Genomic DNA, 18,303 nt, shown 5'->3' on the forward strand with positions numbered 1-18,303 from the left:
AATTTTTAATTAAAAAAGTGCTTATGCTTGGAAAGAAAAAATCAAACAATCAGGTCTTAATCGATATGGCAGAGAAACAAAAGCGTTATGAAGCCTTGGTCCACGTTTACAATAAAGAGCTTTATCGCTTTGCTTATTGGTTATGCCGTGATCCGCACATAGCAGATGATTTAGTACAAGAAACGTTTTTACGCGCGTGGCGTTCTCTCGACTCTTTACTTGATCAAAAGGCAGCTAAACCTTGGCTGCTTACTATATTACGAAGAGAAAATGCGCGCCGATTTGAACGTAAACAGTTTGATTACAGCGACGTAGAAAACGATACGCTTGTTGATGAAACCAGCCACTCATTAGATGATGAAATGGAGCAAACGGTTATTCAACGCCAGATTGCCCTGCTATCTGATGAATACCGAGAGCCATTATTACTACAAGTTGTAATGGGCTGCTCTGGTGAAGAGATCGCAGGCATACTTAATTTAAATAAAAACACGGTAATGACTCGTTTATACCGTGCCCGAAATCAACTTAAAGAGGCTTTAAGCCGTGATGATGAACAACTTAAAGGGGCATCAAAATAATGGATGAACTTGAGTTTCGTCGCCGCACTATTGCGCAGCCAAACGACATTGACAAGGAGCTCATGGAGTTTGCTAACAATAACCCTGAGCGACAAAGTTTTATTAACGATATGAAAGATTTTGATAAGTATATTCAAGACTCTTTAGATATACCTGTGCCTGAAAACCTTGCAGACCGCATTCTTTTAAACACATCGTTAAAAGAAAAAGCGCTACAAGAAGAGCAAGCAACGGGAAAGAACGTGGTTGATGCCCGCTCGCGTTTTAAGTTTGACCGAGTGCATCTTGCATTAGCAGCGTCTTTTGTAGTGGCTATTAGTGCCTTCTTTTTTAGTACAGAGCAAAATATTGCACACGAAGCGGGTGAGCATGCGCTTGCCCATGTGTACTACGAAATTAGTGCGCTTGACAAAAAAGAGCCCATTAGCCTACAAAGCGTTAACGACAAGCTTGCAGTATTAGGTGGTCATCTTGATGAACTTCCTGGTGATGTAACTTACGCTATGTTTTGTGATTTTAAAGGCGAAAAAGGGCTGCATTTGATATTTGAGTCTGACTTTGGCCCAATGACTGTATTTATAGTGCCATCTGAAAATAAATCATTTGGTTTTGGTGATGATAATTTCAAAGACGAGCGCTTTGAAGGTCATATTAACCGAGGCTCACAAGCAGATACTATTTTAGTGGCAAGTGTTGGAGCACCTCTAAATACTTATAACGAACGCGTTACTGGCGCTATTCGTTGGCTTTAAAATAAACAAATTTACCGCTTAGTTCCTACTAAGCGGTTTTTTGATTATATACCCACCAATAAACCTTTTCTTTTATACTCAAAACCTCTGATTTTTAAAGTAATTAATTAAACTCCTTAAGAAAGTAAATTATAATCGCGGCTCGATTTTAATTAGGGAATTTCATGAAGAACATCATCGTTATTTTTTCATTATTGGCATTATTATGTACTGCCAGTTTTGATGCACACGCACGTAAAAAGTTTGGCAGTAGCAAACGTGGACAAACTCCTGCAACACAACAAACAGCACAAAAACAAAAAGCAGATACAACACCCCCAACAGCAGCACCTAAAGCCACATCAAATAAAAAAGGCATTATGGCTGGCGTTTTGGGTGGTCTTTTAGCGGGTGGCTTAATTGCAGCAATGTTAGGCGACGATTTTGAAGGTTTTCAGCTATTAGAAATGATTTTATTAGCTGGCGGACTATTTATTTTATTTAAGCTAGTAACAGGCTTTTTACGTGCTAATCGTGCCCCACAACTTGCAAATGCCAGTGCAGGTACAAGTGCTCAGCAAAATGCTTTTAAACAAGCACCTATCGAGCAACCAACAAGTACAGGCTTTGCTAACAGCGCCCCACAAGATGAAAGTGTCCCTTTTAATTTACCACCTAACTTTGACGTTAATGGCTTTTTGCAAGGTGCCCGTAGTCATTACCATACACTACAAACTGCATGGAATAATGCTGATTACACCACAATGGCTGAATACTTAAGCCCTGCACTTGTTGCCGAATTTAAAGCTGAGCGTGAAGCTATACAGAGTGTAGACACTGAAGTAATGTTTATTGATGCCGAACTTGTGCGTGCAGATACAAATGCGCAATCGTGGCAGGTTAGTGTTCGCTTTAAAGGTAAGTACCGTGATTTAGGCGATAAAAAAGAACAGCCTATTTTAGAAATTTGGCACTTAGAGCGTCTAATTTCAGACGATGCTCCATGGCTAATAGTGGGTGTTGAAGATTTAATTGATACTCAATAAGCTTTTATTATTTTAAACACCGCGCTTTTTAGCGCGGTGTTTTTTTATTTAAAAAACAATTGATTTACCGCGCCCTGATGCTTCAGAAGCAGCATCTAATTGCCCATTTTTATTAATAATAACGTGTAAGTCACCAAAGTGTCTCTCGTCTATGGTGTAACCCATTTTTGTAAGCTCTGCTTTTACGCTATCGGTTAAACCAATGTGCGTTCTAATTATATTTTTAGGCCACAATTGATGATGAAAACGAGGACTATTTACAACCTGCTCTGCACTCATATCAAACTCTATCGCATTTAAGATAGATTCGTACACAGAGCTAATAATGGTTGTGCCACCAGGCGAACCTGTCACCATTTTAACGGTGTTGTCTTTAAGTAGTATTGTAGGCGTCATAGAACTCAACATACGCTTGTGTGGCTGTATTTCATTAGCTTTACCGCCTATTGCACCAAACACATTCATAACGCCTGGTTTGGCGCTAAAGTCGTCCATTTCATCATTTAAAATAAACCCTGCACCTTCAACAACTACACCGCTACCAAACCCTAAGTTTATTGTGGTGGTATTTGCGACAGCGTTACCCATTTTATCAACGATTGAAAAGTGCGTAGTTTGCTCACTTTCTTTAAGGCCCGGTTTAATATTTTCGGTAGTCGAGATAGCGGTTAACGAAATGCCATTACTGCGCTCTTTGAGGTAGTTAATATTAGTTAACGCGTTTACTGGTACATCAAAAAAATCAGGATCGCCTAAATACTCTGCTCTATCTGCAAATACACGTTTACCTATTTCAGAAAGTAAGTGCACATACTGAGTCGAGTTATGCGCTAAGCCTGCATTTGGTTTTTGTAACTCATACATTTTGAGCCACTGTAAAATAGCAATACCACCTGAACTCGGCGGTGGCGAAGTAAGTACTTCATAACCATTCCAACTTGCTTTAATGGGTGTACGTGATTTAGCGGTATAATTTTTTAAATCATCTTGATTAATAATACCACCATGCAGGTGCATAAATTTAGCAATAATATTTGCAGTCTCGCCTTTATAAAATCCATCTTGGCCGTTATCACGAATACGCTTTAGCGTTGCCGCTAGCTCGGGTTGCTTAAAGACTTTATTGGCTTTTACATCAGCAAAATATTTTTCGAAGTTTACATTTATTTTTTGCTCTTTTAGATGGGCTATATAATGGCTAACACCTTTTGCTAACTTAGGCGGAACTACAAACCCTTGCTCAGCCAACGTTACAGCAGGCTGTACTAGTGTTTCCCACTTTAAAGTGCCATGCTTTTGATGTGCAAGCCACATACCCGCTACACTGCCAGGTACACCGCTTGCGTGAATGCCGTATATTGATTTGTTTGCAATAACATTACCTTGCTCATCTAAATACATATCACGATGAGCCGCTGTTGGCGCTGTTTCGCGATAATCTATAAAATCGCCTTTGCCATCTTTTTGAATAAGCATAAATCCCCCGCCGCCAATATTTCCGGCTTCAGGAAGCGTCACTGCAAGTACAAATTGTGCCGTAATAGCTGCATCAACAGCATTACCGCCTTGCTCTAATATACTTTTAGCAGCATCGGCACTGAACGAGTCTGGCATTGCGACCGCGCTTTGCGCTAAAGGCTGCGCCAAAACACTAAAAGTAGTGAACTGTAAAACCAGTACACTTTTGACGATTAATTTACGTGGTGAAAAAAACAATCCCATACAACATCCTTAATTTATTATTTTTGTTGCCCATATTAATGCACGTCACTTAAGGACAGGTCAATCTTTATGCTGTTGATATTTAATCATCTTCAAACGTTTTTTGAATAAAGTACCGCGGGTAAGTCGCCTTGCTCATCTGTATGTATATAATTTTTTATAAATTGCAGGCCTAACTTTTTCATTATTGTTATAGAGGCCGTATTATCTTTTAGTGCAGTTGCGCTTATCGCCTTAACGTCATCTTGCTTAATGAGTTCATCACATAATGCTATAGCCGCCTCGGTTGCATAACCATGCCCCCAACTCGCTTGTTTAAAGCGCCAACCTATTTCAATATCGCTGTAATTTGGTGCATCACTAAAGAAATTCATAGGTCTTATTAATACCCAGCCAATAAATGTATTGGTTTGCTTTAGAGTGATACTCCACAGCCCCCAGCCTTTTAGCTCATTTCGATATGCGAGCATACGAGGCACTCCCTCATTTTTTATTTGTTCTAAAGAGGTAGGTACACCTCGCGTTAAATACTGCATTACGGCGGGGTCTTGGTCGAGTTCAAATAATTGAGGCCAATCGTGCTCATTCATTAATTTAAAATTTAATCGTTTTGTTACGGGGGCGTTCATTTTCATTGTTGTATAGTCTGCCTCGAATTAATTATCAGTCTGTAAAGGAGATAGCACATGAATAAATTAGCAGGTTTAGCTTTATTAGGCACTTTAATTACATTAACTGGTTGTGAAGATGCCAACGAAGTAAAAGAAGATGCAAAAGATAAAAGCGCACAAATGCAAGAAAAGCTTGGTGATGCATGGAACGACGTTAAAGAGACAACTAACGATCTTAAAAATGATGAGTCTTTAAACGAGCTATTAGAGCAAAGTAAAACAATGGGCTTAGACATGTACGACGACGGCAAAGAGATTGCGGTTGATGCATGGATTAAAAGCAAAGAAGCTGCTGGCGAGTTAACTGAAAAAACTAAGCAGAAAGCGCAAGAAATTGCTGACGAAATTGAGCAAGCGCGTAAAGAACATAACGAAGGTTAATTTAACTTTCGATAATAAAAAAGGAAAGCCTCGGCTTTCCTTTTTTGTTTTAAGCTATTTAGCCCTGATATGTGTTTACATATTTAGGGCTTATAAGCTCAAATTAACCTTTGTACTTACTCATAACTAAAGTCGCGTTTGTGCCACCAAAGCCAAAGCTATTAGACATTACAGTATTTAACTCAACATCACGACGCTCAGTAATAATATCCAAACCTGCCGCTTGCTCATCTAGCTCATCAATATTAATTGAAGGCGCTACAAAGCTATGCTCTAGCATTAATAATGAGAAAATAGCTTCGTGAACACCCGCAGCACCTAGGGCATGACCTGTCATTGCTTTAGTTGCGCTGATCATTGGTGACTTACCACCAAACACTTCTTGAATCGCACCTAACTCTTTAACGTCGCCTACTGGTGTAGATGTACCATGTGTGTTTAAGTAATCAATGCTATCTACATCTTGCATAGCTTGGCGCATACAACGTGCAGCACCTTCGCCAGATGGAGCAACCATGTCGTAGCCATCTGATGTTGCACCGTAGCCAACAATTTCAGCGTAAATGTGCGCGCCACGTGCAAGTGCATGTTCAAGTTCTTCAACTACAACAATACCGCCGCCGCCAGATATAACAAAACCATCGCGATTTGCATCGTATGTACGAGACGCTTTTTCTGGTGTTTCGTTGTACTTAGTAGAAAGTGCGCCCATAGCGTCAAATTCCATTGCCAATGTCCAGTGTAGTTCTTCACCGCCACCAGCAAATACAACATCTTGCTTACCTAATTGAATTTGTTCTACTGCATTACCAATACAATGCGCAGATGTTGCACATGCAGAGCTAATTGAGTAGTTAACACCTTTAATTTTAAAGGGTGTTGCTAAACAAGCAGATGTAGTGCTCGCCATAGTACGTGGAACCATATAAGGCCCTACACGTTTTACGCCTTTTTCACGTAAAATATCAGCAGCTTCTACCTGCCATTTAGACGAACCACCGCCAGAGCCAACAATAATACCCGTGCGCTCATTTGATACTTGGTCGTCAGACAAACCTGAGTCTTCAATTGCTTGAGTCATCGAAATATAAGAATATGCAGCAGCATCGCCCATAAAGCGCATTGCTTTGCGGTCAACATGTGCTTTAACGTCAATATCAATTTTACCCGATACGTTACTACGTAACTTATAATCGGCAAATTCTTGGTTAAAAGCGATGCCGCTTTTGCCCGTTTTTAACGATTCTAATACTTCTTCTTTGTTGTTACCAATGCTTGATACAACACCGATACCTGTAATTACAGCTCTTCTCATGGGTAATTCCCTTAGCTTAATACTTAATTGCATTCTATTTTACGCGAATTTAATCACCTAAGTGGTCAGCTTTCTAGCGTACACTTGTACTCTGAACTGCTAGCTTATAAATAACGCCAGACTATTACAAAGAAAACCCGTAAAATAATTAAAAATATATCTATAAATTTAAAAAATTATGATTAAGAACGCACATAGTCACATTAATAATTTAGGTACACCTTTGACTAATGACTCCGGTGATATTTATTTTTCTAATGACGATGGCTTAGCTCAATCGCATTATGTGTACTATGAGCAAAATAATATAGATGTACGATTACAAAATCATGACCAATCACATTTTGTTATTGCCGAAACCGGTTTTGGCACCGGTTTAAACTTTTTAAATACGTGGCAACGCTTTAAAGACCACCTTGAGCGGATGCAAGTTCAAAATGAATGTGAAAAAAGCGTAAAACGCCTACACTATATTTCGTTTGAAAAGTATCCCTTAACATTAACAGACTTAAAACAAGCATTAACCGCTTGGCCTACCTTAAGTTATTTTACTGAGCAATTAACAGTAAACTACCCAATTAATTTAGAAGGATGCCACCGGCTCGAATTTAATAATGGCAATGTTGTTCTCGATTTATACTTTGGTGATGCGCTTGAATCAATACAAGCAATGAGCTACCCGCAAACAGGAATTGTTGATGCTTGGTATTTAAATGGGCTTGAGCCAAGTGAAAATCCTGATATGTGGCAGCAAAGTTTATTTAACTCCATGGCTGATATAACAAGAGCTAATGCAACCTTATCGACTTTTACTGCCGCTGACTTTGTTCAACGAGGATTAATAGAGGCTGGCTTTAGCATTAAAAAAGCCAAAGATTTTAATCAAAAAGAAAATATGCTTATTGGCCAACTTAAACATGTTAATAGCGCTCAATCAACCCCCGCTTATTTTAATCAAGATAGCAGTACTTTAAAAAATGTAGCGGTCATTGGCGGTGGTATTGCCAGTAGCTGTATTTTATACAGCTTGGCTAAACGAGGCATAACCAGCCAATTATTCTGCCAAGATAAAAAGCCTGCAATGGGGGCATCGCACAATGTGCAAGGCGCTATTTACCCTCACCTACAAGCTAAAAACTCGCCGCACAGCGAATTGTTTGCACATAGCTTTTTATACGCCAAACGTTTGTATAACCAGTTGCTCAATAACGGCTTTAGTTTTGATTACGATTGGTGCGGCGTATTACAGCATGCAGTAAAAAAGCCTCTCGCCGATAAACATCAAAACTTAGCACAAAAACAACTGTGGCCAACCCAGCTAATGCATAACGTAACCGCAGAGCAAGGCGACAAAATAGCAGGAGTAACAACAGGTTATTCAGGCGTATTTTTTGAACAAGGCGGCTGGGTTAATCCACCGCAATTAGTAAGCGCTATGCTAAAGGCTGCAAATAGCATAAACCCATTTAAAAGCGTGTTTAACTGCGATATAAAACAGCTTAAAAAAACTGAAAGCGGTTGGTTTTTATTAACGAATGATGAGCAGCTAGGCCCGTTTAGCGATGTAATTATTTGTGCAGGTGAGCACAGCGATTCATTTGAGCAAACAAAAGCGCTACCTATAGTAGGCGTACGCGGTCAGGTTTCACATATTGAGGCAAGTGAGCAATCACGCAAACTTAAAACAGTGCTATGCCATAAAGGGTATTTTACGCCGGCTTATTTAGATCATCACTGTATGGGTGCCACATTTGAAAAAAACACTAAAAGCCGCCAAGTTACAGCGCTCGACAACCAATTAAACCAAGAGCAACTACTTAGCTTTTATCAGCAAAGTGAATTTGCCTCCACCCTTGGCAATATAAACTCGGCAAAAGCGGCTGTTCGCTGCACATTTATAGATCACCTACCAATGGCTGGGCAATGGTGCGAGCAAAGTGATTATACAATGGCTTTTGCTAATCTACGTTTAGGTAAACGCTACCAATATGAGCAACTTAATAAACCACAACAAGGTCTGCATATTTTTACCGGTTTTGGTGCACGCGCTTTATGCAGCGCACCGCTAAGTGCAGACCACCTCGTAAGTTGTTTAAATAACGAACCCCGCCCATTAAGCGAACGTGTAAGCCAAGCTATTCACCCCGCCCGGTTTATAGTGCGAGACTTAATTCGTAATAAAATTTAAATGACATTGGTGCTTATTGAGGTAAAATAAGTACCAATAAAAGGAATTTATTACTCAAAGGACTCTAATGAAAACTTTAGCATTTTTAATAATATTGCTATGCACTCTATCGTTTAACGTACTCAGCCAAAACGTCACTGAAATCCCACTTCCTGAAGAGTTTGTTACAACGATGGACGTAGCAAGCGAATACCCAATGGTACGTACTGGTTATTTAACCGATTCAATTTCTGATATCACTCGCTTTTATCAGCAAAAATTAGGTGAACCTTTAAAAAAAAATGGCAATAGTACATATCGCACTTTGTTTTATAATTACCAAGAACGTAAAGTCCGTATTAGTCTATACCGCCGTAGTTATGTGACCGAAGTGAGTATAATGGTTGAATAAAAAGGTCTAAAAAAACACACCAAAAGCAGCTAATTTTAATACTCAGTTAAGTATCGCACTTTAATTAAAGTATTTTTTGAAATTAGCTCATTTAAACTCTTTTTTACCCTTTAAAAATAATCCCCTACCCCAAGGTCTGTTTGTAAGCACATTACTTTTACTATTTATTGGAAGGAGTTAATTATGAGTAAGACCCTAATTATTGGCGCAAGCGGACAAATAGGTAAAATGACAACTGAGCTACTTTTAGAAAATGAGCAAAATGTTGTGGCATTAGTGCGTGACAAAAATAAGTTAAGCGATTTAAACAGCTCTTTTTTAACTATTGTTGAGCAAGATCTTGAAGGCGATTTTGGTGATGCAATGAAAGGCTGTGACCAAGTGATTTTTGCTGCTGGTTCTGGTGGAAGTACAGGCGATGATAAAACTGTACTCATTGATTTATGGGCTGCAACAAAAGCAGCTACATTCGCTAAAGAGCACGGCGTTAATCACTTTATTATGGTCAGTTCGATTGGTGCTGACGATCCAGATTCGATTCAAGGTGATTTAAAACCTTACTTAGTTGCTAAGCATATGGCTGACGAGCACCTAATAAACAGTGGTTTAAATTATACCATTGTTCGCCCTGGTACATTGACTGACGATAGTGCTTCAATGCAAGTAACTACGCAGCAACCAAGTGATCGTTCAGAAGCTAAAATTAGCCGCGAAAACGTAGCCAATGCATTATTACATATTGCGACCAACTCATTTATTAGTAACCGCATTTTTAAGTTGTTTGATGGCGACAAGCCAATTAAAGCCGCTGTTAAATAAGCTTTAATACCAATTTAATTAAACGTATGAACAATTATTACAAAGAATATGTAATTCATCGATAAGGCAAAAAATTACAGTGTAGTCGCTCTATATCAGTAACTTTTTGGCGCAATGAATTATTTAATCCTCTTAAATAATTTATGTTTAATAAAATTAAATTTACTCCACTAAGCAAATTAGTGGAGTAATATTTTTATACCTTGCCAACCAAGTTGTAGCGTTAATAACGTTAAAACTATCCTAAAAATATGCTTAAATTTATCCCCAGACATCCTTTTAAGTAATTTAATTCCGAACCAAGTTCCTACAGCGCCACTTATTACCATGGCAATTACAAGCGGTATCCATTGCCAAAAACTAAAGCCAACAGCGCCATAAATTATCGCTTTTAATAAATGCTGCACACTCATAATGCTCGAAAACGTTGCCGTAAATTTTAACTTTTCGTAATTATTTATATATAAACAGCTACCAACTAATGGGCCACTTGCCCCCACAAACATAGAAATAAAAGTAGTTATTCCACCGGCGACCATACGCCACACCTTAGAGGTTAATTTTATAGGTGGCGTTTTACCCCACAGTAAATAAATAACAAAAATAGCGACCACTAACTTCATAGCATCAAGCGATATATCATCAATAACAAAACTTGATAACCCCGCCCCTACTAAGCCGCCTAACACAAAATATACAAACATGCTTTTATCAATATGCTTAAAGCTGAGTAAAAACCTATTTGCATTAGAGCCAAGCTGTACTAAACCATGCACAGGCACAACAACTGCCATTGGCATAAACGACGCCATAACTACCAGCAGCATTAACCCGCCACCAGCGCCAAATGCAGCAGATACAAAAGAGGTAAACCCTGCTGTGATTATTAACAATAAAAACAAAAATAAAGACATGCTGCCGGGAAATAAAAAGTCCATAAAACTCCACTGCCTATTTAAGTACTTTTAAGTCGCAGTATTTAAATAGTAAAAAAGGTACTAAACACATTTATAGCAACCTTATCAGCTTCTATCTCGTGCTATGTACTATGTTGCGTTGTTTTTGCACTTTGTTTGCACATTTAACAAATATTATACATTCAACTTCATTACCGGATATTTTTGATGAGAAGATTTAACACACCAATTTTGACACCGCTTGCAGTGTGTATACTTGCACTGGGTTTAGCTGCCTGTAACGGTAGCGATGCTGAAAGCACAGTTGTAACTGAAACAACCACCGATGAGGGAACTACAACAGATACTTCAACCGATTTTGTTGTAGAAGTTGACCCTTTTAACTTTGAAAGCGATGCGCTCATTTCATCAATTACCACTCAAACATGTACGCTAAGTAATGGCGATGAAGCCTCATGCTACAAAATTGATATTGCCGGTGCGCCTTCAAATTACGAGATTGGTGTATTTTGCCCTCAAAATATCACCTCAACAGCAGACGAAGCCGGTATTTGGTTTGACGGCACCGGTGAGGTTTACGATATAACCGGAGACTTTATTTTAAATCTACCAACATTATATAACGATAGTCATTGGCAACTATACGACGAAGGTACAGGCCTTGTAAATGTAACCGACACACAAGAATCGTGTGATGGCGCTGCACGCCCAAACGTAGAAGAACAATACCAAAACCACTGCGTAGAATGCTCTATTGATTATGTTGATGGCGGTATATCAGAATCATTTTTAATTCCAATAACGCCTGTTGCAACCACTCAAAATAGCAGTATTGGTAACGCCAATGTAGGTGTTGCTCTCAATGGTGTTGTACTTGCTGCACCCGCGCCTGTTGAGGCTATTTTAGGCGCATACACTATTGCAGCCTTTGATGATTGCGCTGGCCATATTAACTTAGTAGCAGGTTATCACTACCACGGTGAAGCAGGTTGTAGCCAAACACAAATCCAATCAGACGGTCATGCCGCCATGATGGGTTATGCACTCGATGGATTTGGTATATTTGGCATGCTTAACGAAGATGGATTAGAACCCACTGATTTAGACGAATGTAGAGGCCACAACGACGATACACGCGGATACCACTACCATGCAGCCGATGTATCTGAAAACATGTTTATTGGTTGTTTTAAAGGTGCTACCGCAAGATAACTCGCATTCTGGCTAAATAATTAACTGAGATACTAATGAAAATATTTAACGTGATAAAAGCACTAACCACTGGCTTTTTACTTGCTGCCTCATGCTCAGCGCTAAGCCATTCAGGCCACGGCTCAAATGCGCCTTGGGAAGCATGTGAAGCAAAAGCCATTAATGAAGATTGCAGCTACACAAGCCATGATAAAAAAGCGACAGGCACATGCCAAGCAATGAACAAGGTGCTTATGTGCGTTCGAAATAAACCACTTGAAACATTAATAGACAAAGCAACCCAACCAGCAAGTGATCAAAAGCAATCTGTAAAATCACTCGCTAAACGATAAAGTAACAGCTACACGCCAAAGCCTTAACGCTGTTTGTTAGGGCTTTTTTAATCGCAAATCATTAGAAAGCATACCCTTTATCTGTTAAGTTAGCTTTGTGTATCAAATAATAAAAATAAAATTCCAAAAATGGAATTACACAAGCAAGGTACTAACGTGAGCGCTACATTTAAAATTGTTTTTAATGGTCAGTTATACCAAAATACTGACCTTACCTCTGCCCAAGAACAACTCAGCCAACTTCTTAATATTCCTCATAATATTGTTATTCAGTTATTTGATGGAAAAGCTTACGCTTTAAAAAAAGACTTATCGAGTATTGATGCTGTTAAAACAGAATCCTCACTTAAAAAGCTAGGTTTGATTACTAAAGTAGAACCTCAACTCATTACTGTAATCTCTCAATCTCAAAATAATCAAATAGCACTCACTGAGCACAGTAAAAATACAGATAAACACATTAATGAAAGTACTGACGGCAAAAGTATTTCAATACAAAATGAACGCCTAGATACAGACGAAGCCCCAAATACAGCTGCAGCTGTTAAGCAAAGTTATAATAAATATAAACTACTGCGTAACACTTTAAAAAGCGCATTGTATTTTTGCTATTGCGCACTTTGTATTATTACCATAATAGGCGTAGTGATCAGTGTTAATGCACTTAAAAATAACTTTGGCACTCTAAATAATGGAACTACAAATAACTTAAGTTACCAAAACTATAAACAATATTTGATTGATCAAAATAGCCTAAATAAACCAACAAAAAAAGTAACAAACGAGCGAACAGCTAACCCTACACAGCAAAAAAGCAATGAGTACTTTAGTCGCTTTTCATCGCTAATAAATAGCTACGCGCAAAGTACAGGACAAGCTGATATAAAAACGATGGGGGGCGATAAATTACAACAGCACCTACAAGAAATAGACGACCTAGGCCCTAAAAATGAATTTTGGCAGCAACTGATACAACTTTCAAAAAGCTTAGATAACGATAAGCACGCAATAGGGATGCTAAACAATACTGATCCCGCCAAAGTACAATGGATAAACGCGGTAGATTGGATCAGCCAAAGCTATATTAGGCAACATCAAAACTCGCAAACTACAAACAACTCTCCTGTCACCACCGATGAGCCAAGTAACCCCATACTTAACCTAACGTTGTTAATAAGTATGCTGTCGTTATTTAGTATTTTTATAATTGCGATAAAGATGAAGCTACGTGCAATTAGAAATTCTTAAACTCTATTTTTACTTTATAAATTTCATAAAAAAACCCGCAAATTTGGATTAACAAATTTGCGGGTTTCTTATGATTTTCGAATAACGAGTTCGTAAACCTTTATTGGTGGAGCTGGGAGGATTTGCCCCCAGCCCGAAAGCCTCGATTGTTACATGTAACTATTAAAAACAACAACTTACTATAAAATCAGGGTGTTATACACTAGTAATATCTACTTAGGTCTTGTGTTAACTATCGTAGCTGGGCAATATATGGACATGAAAATACGCGACCTAAATCCTATTAAACATTAACCTTATGACTATTAGCTGATAGTGGACCACTTCATCGAACCAATTCAGAAGCGGTACTCTTTATGCTTTACTTAAATTAGCACTCCGGCAATTATTGAGAAAAAACTAATATAACAGATTATTTTTTAACTATAGGATTCATGCCTTGAAACGAACTCGCAAAAAAGAACAATTTGGCGATATAAATTAGATTTATCTTTCTATATAATTCTTGCTTTATCAATATCAATTTTGATTTAGTAAGCCACTAATCTCTATGAATTTACCAAATAAAAAGTTAAAAAATTAAGAGCTTAAGCAGTTTTATGAATTTAAATTACGAGTTATTTCCAAATATGGATGAAGGTTATATGATTATCCCTAAACCAGATGAACGAACTCAATTGGATATTGACATATATACGCGATTCTGTTCTGCCATATATTTAGCAAGTCATATTGGAACTGATGAATCGAATCATATTATTTCTAACAATAATATCAAAACTGCTTATTTAAGGGCTGCCTTAGCAGAATTCATAACAATAGAAGAGCTACTTAAAGTAAATTATCCTAATAATGCTGATATTGAATGTTATTCATTGATAAAAAATGAAAACCCTGTATTCCATTTTTTAAAAATTTTGAGAAATTATAATATTCACCTTTCAAATAGTTCACTTGGAGTTACCAATTTTAGAGCGTATTCGCCACGTAAGCCTGAAATGATTTTTGAACTAAACAGCCCCATTATTGATAATCTTCATGTTGAAGAGTTTAAAAAGCTAAAAGTCTATAAAGACAAGAAAAGAAGACTTTATAGCGAACAAGATATCCTTAAAATGATCTCTTATTTTGAAAAAGAGCAATCTTCTTTTGGCGTTTGCGATTTAATAATACGTTCAATAATAGATTATTCGGTAATCGTAGGCTCTTTTTTAAAAAACAATAGAATACCTCTTTGAACTTGGCTATAACCCCAAAATAACTTATATATCTACTCTTGGGCCCAATCTAATAGCATCCTCTAAATGACTTGCTCCAAAGTGTGCGTAAACCATAGTTTACTCAATCTTTACATGACCAAGTATCTGCTGTAACACTAAAATATTACCTTCGTTCATCATAAAATGACTTGCAAAAGTATGCCTTAAAACATGGCTACACTGCCCTTTCGGCAAATTAATATCTGTTTTATTTACTGTACTGTAAAACGCTGAAATAACAGCTAAAGCTTATTTGCCACAATTATTAATAATTAAATTATAACCATAAAAAAACCCGCAAACTTGGGTTAACAAATTTGCGGGTTTCTTATGGTTTTCGAATAACGAGTTCAAAAACCTTTATTGGTGGAGCTGGGGGGATTTGAACCCCCGTCCGAAAAGCCTCGACCGTCGGTACTACATGTTTAGTATTGTCATTTAATTAACCTTTAAGTCCCGGACAAACACGGTAAATAAAGGCGAGGCCGCTTAGTTTTAGCGCTTCAACCCCGGCCAGGGTTTCCGTCGCGATCAGGTGTTAGGGTGACACTCCAAAATCCAGTCCACAAGAATACATGGAAGGAGCGCTAGCCAGCCTAAGCTGCTAGAGAGTAGTTATCGTCGTTTGCGATTACTTTAGGTTGCGGCTGTTTAACGAGGCAAACCGCACCTCGACATGCACCTTGGGCTTCTTGAATTCCGTCGAATCCTAATCAGCCCCTGAATTAGTAACTCAATTCAGAGCGTGCAAACAGTATAACTGAGTAAAGTACTGATACTCAAGGCCTAGTAACGCTTTATTTTAATTGCATGCCCCAATCGCGCATTAAGTAACCAAAATTTAGTTTATGCAAGCCCATATAAACATTTACTTAACAATGTGTTTAACCTGTGTTCAAATGAGGAGTTAAGGTTTTTGCTATTTCTAAACCTTTAGTTGTAAAAAATAAAAATAATAACAGGCATAGAGTAGGGAATTAATAAATGTCGGTTTTTTCATTTGATAAAAGTACAGGGTTTGTCTCTTTAGAAAGTCACCCTATTGATAGTGGTTTTCCTGTTACAAGTACTCAGTTAACGCAAATGCTAGAGCAATCTGAGTTTAGTGAGTACGAAGCTGTCATTGCCAATATTGGAAAGCTTTTTGCGCCAACTAAAAATTATCAGGAAGTATCGCTTGTCGTTGCTAAAGCTGTAGATGCGTCGCTTGTCATTAATATTGATGAAAAAAACATGGTCGCAGAAGCAACATTAACTACCGCTAAAGGTGGCGCACTTTTGTCTATGGAAGGCGCGCAAAAAGCACTTGCTGATGTAGGTGTTAAAAAAGGAATAAGTCCTCGTGCGCTTGATACCTTTTTAGGCCAGCAGTTTGAGCAACCAGCAGGAAGCTCTTACAGTGCCATAATTGCACATGGGCGCAATCCAAAAGAAGGCAGCGATGCCAAATTTGTACGTTTATGCTCAACAGCTCAAGACCGAGTACTTAGCCCACAAGCTAAAGAAGGCGGTAAGGTTGATATGAAAAACCTTGGCGCTATTATCACCGTAAAACCTGGCACTCCCTTAATGCAGCGTATTGCAGCGACCCCTGGAGAAGAAGGCTATACGGTATTTGGCGATTCAATTAGTGCAAAACCAGGTAAAGATCACCAACTCCAGCCTTTCGAAGGTACAAAAGTAGATCCTAATAATCCTAATATGCTTATTGCCGACTGCAAAGGTGTGCCCGTTGCCCTACCCCGTGGTATGCGTGTAGATGATGTTTTATGCTTTGATAACGTAGATGTAAGTACAGGCCATGTTGATTTTGATGGTAGCGTAATTATTACTGGCGATATTAAAGATGGCATGCGTGTAAAAGCCAACGGTGATATTACGGTACTTGGTTTTGTGGAATCAGGAACTGTTGAAAGTAAAAGTGCGGTAACCATTATGCTTGGCGCAATTGGCCGAAAACGTGAAGGCGAGGAAGCATTTACGTGCTGTATAACCGCTCAACGAACTATTTCGATTGGTTATGCCCAGTACTGCAATATTAAATCCGAACAAGATTTATTTATTGAACGCCAAGCTCTGCATTGTGATTTAAGTGCTAGGCGATTAATACGTGTAGGCAAAGCAAATGACCCGCGAGGTAAAATTATTGGCGGTAATATTTTAGATGCTATGCGCATTGAAACGGGTGAACTGGGCGCGCCAGCCGGTACTAAAACACGCGTATTTTTAGCACAACTCTGGTTTGAGCTTCGCCAAAAGCAAACACAAATAACCGATTTTGAAAAAGTACTTGCGACTAAAGTAACCGCTTTACAACAGGCTCGTGAAAAAGCGAGTAAAATTGCGGGGGCTGCTCAGCGTCAGCAATTCATGAATAAAATAACTGAAAATGAAAAGCATATAAAAATACGCTCTGCGCATATTCATCGTCAAAAACTACTTATTAAGCAAAAAATAGTGCAATTACTTGCCAGCAGTCGTTTAAAAGTAAATGAATTAATGCACCCTGGTGTGGAGCTTAAAATAGCGAAAGATTCTAAACAATTTTCGCGTATTTACCCGCCCCACCTAGTTAAGCTAACTGAGGGTAAAATTACTCAGACGTTTTAGTTTCTTCGTCATTTTTTGTTTCAGTTTCAACTTCGGCATCAGCGTCGCAATCATCTAGCGGCGCTAATGGCCAACCACCTAATTGCTGCCAGCGGTTTACTATTAAACAATAAAGCTCGGCTGTACGTTCTGTGTCGTAAAGCGCTGAGTGCGCTTGGCTGTTATCAAACTCGATACCAGCCGCTCTACATGCTTTTGCTAATACAGTTTGCCCTAACGCTAAACCCGCTAAAGATGTTGTATCAAAGCTTACGAACGGGTGAAATGGCGTACGCTTAATGTTATTACGCTCTATTGCTGCATTTAAAAAGCCATGATCGAATGCGGCATTATGCGCCACAATAACTGAGCGTTGACACCCAGCGGCCTTTTGCGCTTTGCGCACTACTTTACATATTTCTTTAATTACTTCATCTTCAGGTACTGCGCCACGTAGTGGTGAAAACGGGTCTATGCCGTTAAAGTCGATGGCTGCTTGTTCTATATTCGCGCCTTCGAATGGCTGAACATGAAAATGAACAGTATGATCTATGCTGAGCAATCCTTCGTCATCCATTTTTAAAACAGAGGCTGCTATTTCTAATAAGGCATCTGTTTCTTTGTTAAAACCTGCAGTTTCAACATCAATAACAACAGGAAAAAATCCACGAAAGCGTTTTGCGAAAGGTGTTTGCTCAGTATTTGCCATAGTCTTCTTTGTTTATACGTGTAAGCTGACTATTATGTCAAAATTGATGCCCCCTAGGCTAGGGGATTTAAGTATTTATTGCTTTAAAATTGTAGGCACATAACTTGCTTTAACTTATGAGTTAGTTATATAGAGAACAAACTAATCATTGCAGTCGTTAATTTGCCAAATTATTGGCATTCCCGGATAGCT

General features: G+C 38.5%; 18 protein-coding genes and 1 other RNA gene. 12 read left to right on the forward strand and 7 right to left on the reverse strand.

From position 1 onward, the window contains the following. Window positions 1-23 precede the first annotated feature (23 nt). The 3 genes from I6F45_RS06800 (at window position 24) to I6F45_RS06810 (ending at window position 2,358) form a co-directional block, all read left to right on the forward strand. Window positions 24-581: a sigma-70 family RNA polymerase sigma factor gene (locus tag I6F45_RS06800; RefSeq protein ID WP_032827217.1), complete on the forward strand. Its 558-nt coding sequence runs from the start codon at window positions 24-26 to the stop codon at window positions 579-581. Continuing rightward, window positions 581-1,333 carry a DUF3379 family protein gene (locus I6F45_RS06805; RefSeq protein WP_165741872.1) on the forward strand — a complete coding sequence of 251 codons (753 nt, stop codon included), beginning with the start codon at window positions 581-583 and terminating at the stop codon, window positions 1,331-1,333. The genes I6F45_RS06800 and I6F45_RS06805 overlap by 1 nt, the downstream gene beginning before the upstream one ends. A gap of 164 nt (window positions 1,334-1,497) precedes the next feature. Beyond that, the gene (locus I6F45_RS06810) at window positions 1,498-2,358 is read left to right on the forward strand and encodes a Tim44 domain-containing protein (protein WP_165729171.1); all 861 of its coding nucleotides are present in this window, start codon (window positions 1,498-1,500) and stop codon (window positions 2,356-2,358) included. Between the two features lie 48 nt (window positions 2,359-2,406). On the opposite strand, the gene ggt is transcribed toward I6F45_RS06810, so the two are convergent. Both ggt and I6F45_RS06820 read right to left on the reverse strand, forming a co-directional pair. Continuing rightward, the gene (ggt, locus tag I6F45_RS06815) at window positions 2,407-4,080 is read right to left on the reverse strand and encodes a gamma-glutamyltransferase (RefSeq protein ID WP_197160039.1); all 1,674 of its coding nucleotides are present in this window, start codon (window positions 4,078-4,080) and stop codon (window positions 2,407-2,409) included. Window positions 4,081-4,172: 92 nt separating this feature from the next. Continuing rightward, a complete protein-coding gene (locus I6F45_RS06820) occupies window positions 4,173-4,715 on the reverse strand; it encodes a GNAT family N-acetyltransferase (RefSeq protein WP_166419200.1) in 543 nt (180 codons plus the stop codon). Between the two features lie 51 nt (window positions 4,716-4,766). Between I6F45_RS06820 and I6F45_RS06825 the strand changes: the two genes are divergently transcribed. Next, window positions 4,767-5,132, forward strand: coding sequence for a hypothetical protein (locus I6F45_RS06825; RefSeq protein ID WP_008169794.1), 366 nt, complete (start codon window positions 4,767-4,769; stop codon window positions 5,130-5,132). Window positions 5,133-5,235: 103 nt separating this feature from the next. Here the strand turns inward: I6F45_RS06825 and fabB are convergent, their stop codons facing one another. Beyond that, window positions 5,236-6,447, reverse strand: a complete 1,212-nt coding sequence (gene fabB / locus I6F45_RS06830) for a beta-ketoacyl-ACP synthase I (RefSeq protein WP_007582000.1) — start codon at window positions 6,445-6,447, stop codon at window positions 5,236-5,238. 178 nt (window positions 6,448-6,625) lie between these two features. On the opposite strand from fabB, the gene mnmC reads away from it, so the two are divergent. From mnmC to I6F45_RS06845, 3 genes are all read left to right on the forward strand, one after another. Beyond that, window positions 6,626-8,635, forward strand: a complete 2,010-nt coding sequence (gene mnmC / locus I6F45_RS06835; protein WP_197160041.1) for a bifunctional tRNA (5-methylaminomethyl-2-thiouridine)(34)-methyltransferase MnmD/FAD-dependent 5-carboxymethylaminomethyl-2-thiouridine(34) oxidoreductase MnmC — start codon at window positions 6,626-6,628, stop codon at window positions 8,633-8,635. A gap of 67 nt (window positions 8,636-8,702) precedes the next feature. Further along, window positions 8,703-9,026, forward strand: a complete 324-nt coding sequence (locus I6F45_RS06840) for a hypothetical protein (protein WP_197160043.1) — start codon at window positions 8,703-8,705, stop codon at window positions 9,024-9,026. Window positions 9,027-9,209: 183 nt separating this feature from the next. Then, window positions 9,210-9,845 (forward strand): NAD(P)-binding oxidoreductase, encoded by a 636-nt coding sequence (locus I6F45_RS06845; RefSeq protein ID WP_007581997.1) that lies wholly within the window; start codon window positions 9,210-9,212, stop codon window positions 9,843-9,845. A 179-nt stretch (window positions 9,846-10,024) separates the two neighbouring features. Here I6F45_RS06845 and I6F45_RS06850 read toward each other — a convergent pair whose 3' ends face one another. Further along, window positions 10,025-10,783, reverse strand: a complete 759-nt coding sequence (locus I6F45_RS06850) for a sulfite exporter TauE/SafE family protein (RefSeq protein WP_197160044.1) — start codon at window positions 10,781-10,783, stop codon at window positions 10,025-10,027. Between the two features lie 186 nt (window positions 10,784-10,969). Here I6F45_RS06850 and I6F45_RS06855 point away from each other — a divergent pair, with 186 nt between their 5' ends. The 4 genes from I6F45_RS06855 to I6F45_RS06870 all read left to right on the forward strand — a co-directional run bounded on the left by I6F45_RS06855 (window position 10,970) and on the right by I6F45_RS06870 (window position 14,792). Continuing rightward, window positions 10,970-11,974: a YHYH protein gene (locus I6F45_RS06855; protein WP_165729165.1), complete on the forward strand. Its 1,005-nt coding sequence runs from the start codon at window positions 10,970-10,972 to the stop codon at window positions 11,972-11,974. A gap of 35 nt (window positions 11,975-12,009) precedes the next feature. Then, window positions 12,010-12,306 (forward strand): hypothetical protein, encoded by a 297-nt coding sequence (locus I6F45_RS06860; RefSeq protein ID WP_197160045.1) that lies wholly within the window; start codon window positions 12,010-12,012, stop codon window positions 12,304-12,306. A 156-nt stretch (window positions 12,307-12,462) separates the two neighbouring features. Then, window positions 12,463-13,554 carry a hypothetical protein gene (locus I6F45_RS06865; RefSeq protein WP_331460641.1) on the forward strand — a complete coding sequence of 364 codons (1,092 nt, stop codon included), beginning with the start codon at window positions 12,463-12,465 and terminating at the stop codon, window positions 13,552-13,554. A gap of 599 nt (window positions 13,555-14,153) precedes the next feature. Beyond that, complete coding sequence (locus I6F45_RS06870) at window positions 14,154-14,792, forward strand: hypothetical protein (RefSeq protein ID WP_197160047.1); 639 nt, start codon at window positions 14,154-14,156, stop codon at window positions 14,790-14,792. Between the two features lie 99 nt (window positions 14,793-14,891). Here the strand turns inward: I6F45_RS06870 and I6F45_RS21610 are convergent, their stop codons facing one another. After that, complete coding sequence (locus tag I6F45_RS21610; RefSeq protein WP_442961178.1) at window positions 14,892-15,050, reverse strand: tyrosine-type recombinase/integrase; 159 nt, start codon at window positions 15,048-15,050, stop codon at window positions 14,892-14,894. A 127-nt stretch (window positions 15,051-15,177) separates the two neighbouring features. After that, window positions 15,178-15,534: a transfer-messenger RNA gene (gene ssrA, locus I6F45_RS06880) on the reverse strand. Window positions 15,535-15,797: 263 nt separating this feature from the next. Here ssrA and I6F45_RS06885 point away from each other — a divergent pair. Beyond that, window positions 15,798-17,423: a DUF342 domain-containing protein gene (locus I6F45_RS06885; protein ID WP_197160048.1), complete on the forward strand. Its 1,626-nt coding sequence runs from the start codon at window positions 15,798-15,800 to the stop codon at window positions 17,421-17,423. On the opposite strand, the gene rnt is transcribed toward I6F45_RS06885, so the two are convergent. Next, window positions 17,407-18,111 (reverse strand): ribonuclease T, encoded by a 705-nt coding sequence (rnt, locus tag I6F45_RS06890; RefSeq protein ID WP_165741305.1) that lies wholly within the window; start codon window positions 18,109-18,111, stop codon window positions 17,407-17,409. The two genes, I6F45_RS06885 and rnt, sit on opposite strands and share 17 nt — an antisense overlap. Window positions 18,112-18,303: the final 192 nt, after the last annotated feature.

The sequence above is a fragment of the Pseudoalteromonas sp. SWYJZ19 genome (assembly GCF_015864375.1).
Taxonomy (GTDB): domain Bacteria; phylum Pseudomonadota; class Gammaproteobacteria; order Enterobacterales; family Alteromonadaceae; genus Pseudoalteromonas; species Pseudoalteromonas arctica.

Excerpts from the sequence above, each read along its gene's own strand:
- fabB (WP_007582000.1), bottom strand. The coding sequence starts at position 6,447 with ATGAGAAGAGCTGTAATTACAGGTATCGGTGTTGTATCAAGCATTGGT.
- I6F45_RS06810 (WP_165729171.1), top strand. The coding sequence starts at position 1,498 with ATGAAGAACATCATCGTTATTTTTTCATTATTGGCATTATTATGTACT.
- I6F45_RS06840 (WP_197160043.1), top strand. The coding sequence starts at position 8,703 with ATGAAAACTTTAGCATTTTTAATAATATTGCTATGCACTCTATCGTTT.
- mnmC (WP_197160041.1), top strand. The coding sequence starts at position 6,626 with ATGATTAAGAACGCACATAGTCACATTAATAATTTAGGTACACCTTTG.
- I6F45_RS06845 (WP_007581997.1), top strand. The coding sequence starts at position 9,210 with ATGAGTAAGACCCTAATTATTGGCGCAAGCGGACAAATAGGTAAAATG.
- I6F45_RS06870 (WP_197160047.1), top strand. The coding sequence starts at position 14,154 with ATGAATTTAAATTACGAGTTATTTCCAAATATGGATGAAGGTTATATG.
- I6F45_RS06885 (WP_197160048.1), top strand. The coding sequence starts at position 15,798 with ATGTCGGTTTTTTCATTTGATAAAAGTACAGGGTTTGTCTCTTTAGAA.
- I6F45_RS06800 (WP_032827217.1), top strand. The coding sequence starts at position 24 with ATGCTTGGAAAGAAAAAATCAAACAATCAGGTCTTAATCGATATGGCA.
- I6F45_RS06850 (WP_197160044.1), bottom strand. The coding sequence starts at position 10,783 with ATGGACTTTTTATTTCCCGGCAGCATGTCTTTATTTTTGTTTTTATTG.
- I6F45_RS06825 (WP_008169794.1), top strand. The coding sequence starts at position 4,767 with ATGAATAAATTAGCAGGTTTAGCTTTATTAGGCACTTTAATTACATTA.
- ggt (WP_197160039.1), bottom strand. The coding sequence starts at position 4,080 with ATGGGATTGTTTTTTTCACCACGTAAATTAATCGTCAAAAGTGTACTG.
- I6F45_RS06805 (WP_165741872.1), top strand. The coding sequence starts at position 581 with ATGGATGAACTTGAGTTTCGTCGCCGCACTATTGCGCAGCCAAACGAC.
- I6F45_RS06860 (WP_197160045.1), top strand. The coding sequence starts at position 12,010 with ATGAAAATATTTAACGTGATAAAAGCACTAACCACTGGCTTTTTACTT.
- I6F45_RS06855 (WP_165729165.1), top strand. The coding sequence starts at position 10,970 with ATGAGAAGATTTAACACACCAATTTTGACACCGCTTGCAGTGTGTATA.
- rnt (WP_165741305.1), bottom strand. The coding sequence starts at position 18,111 with ATGGCAAATACTGAGCAAACACCTTTCGCAAAACGCTTTCGTGGATTT.
- I6F45_RS06820 (WP_166419200.1), bottom strand. The coding sequence starts at position 4,715 with ATGAAAATGAACGCCCCCGTAACAAAACGATTAAATTTTAAATTAATG.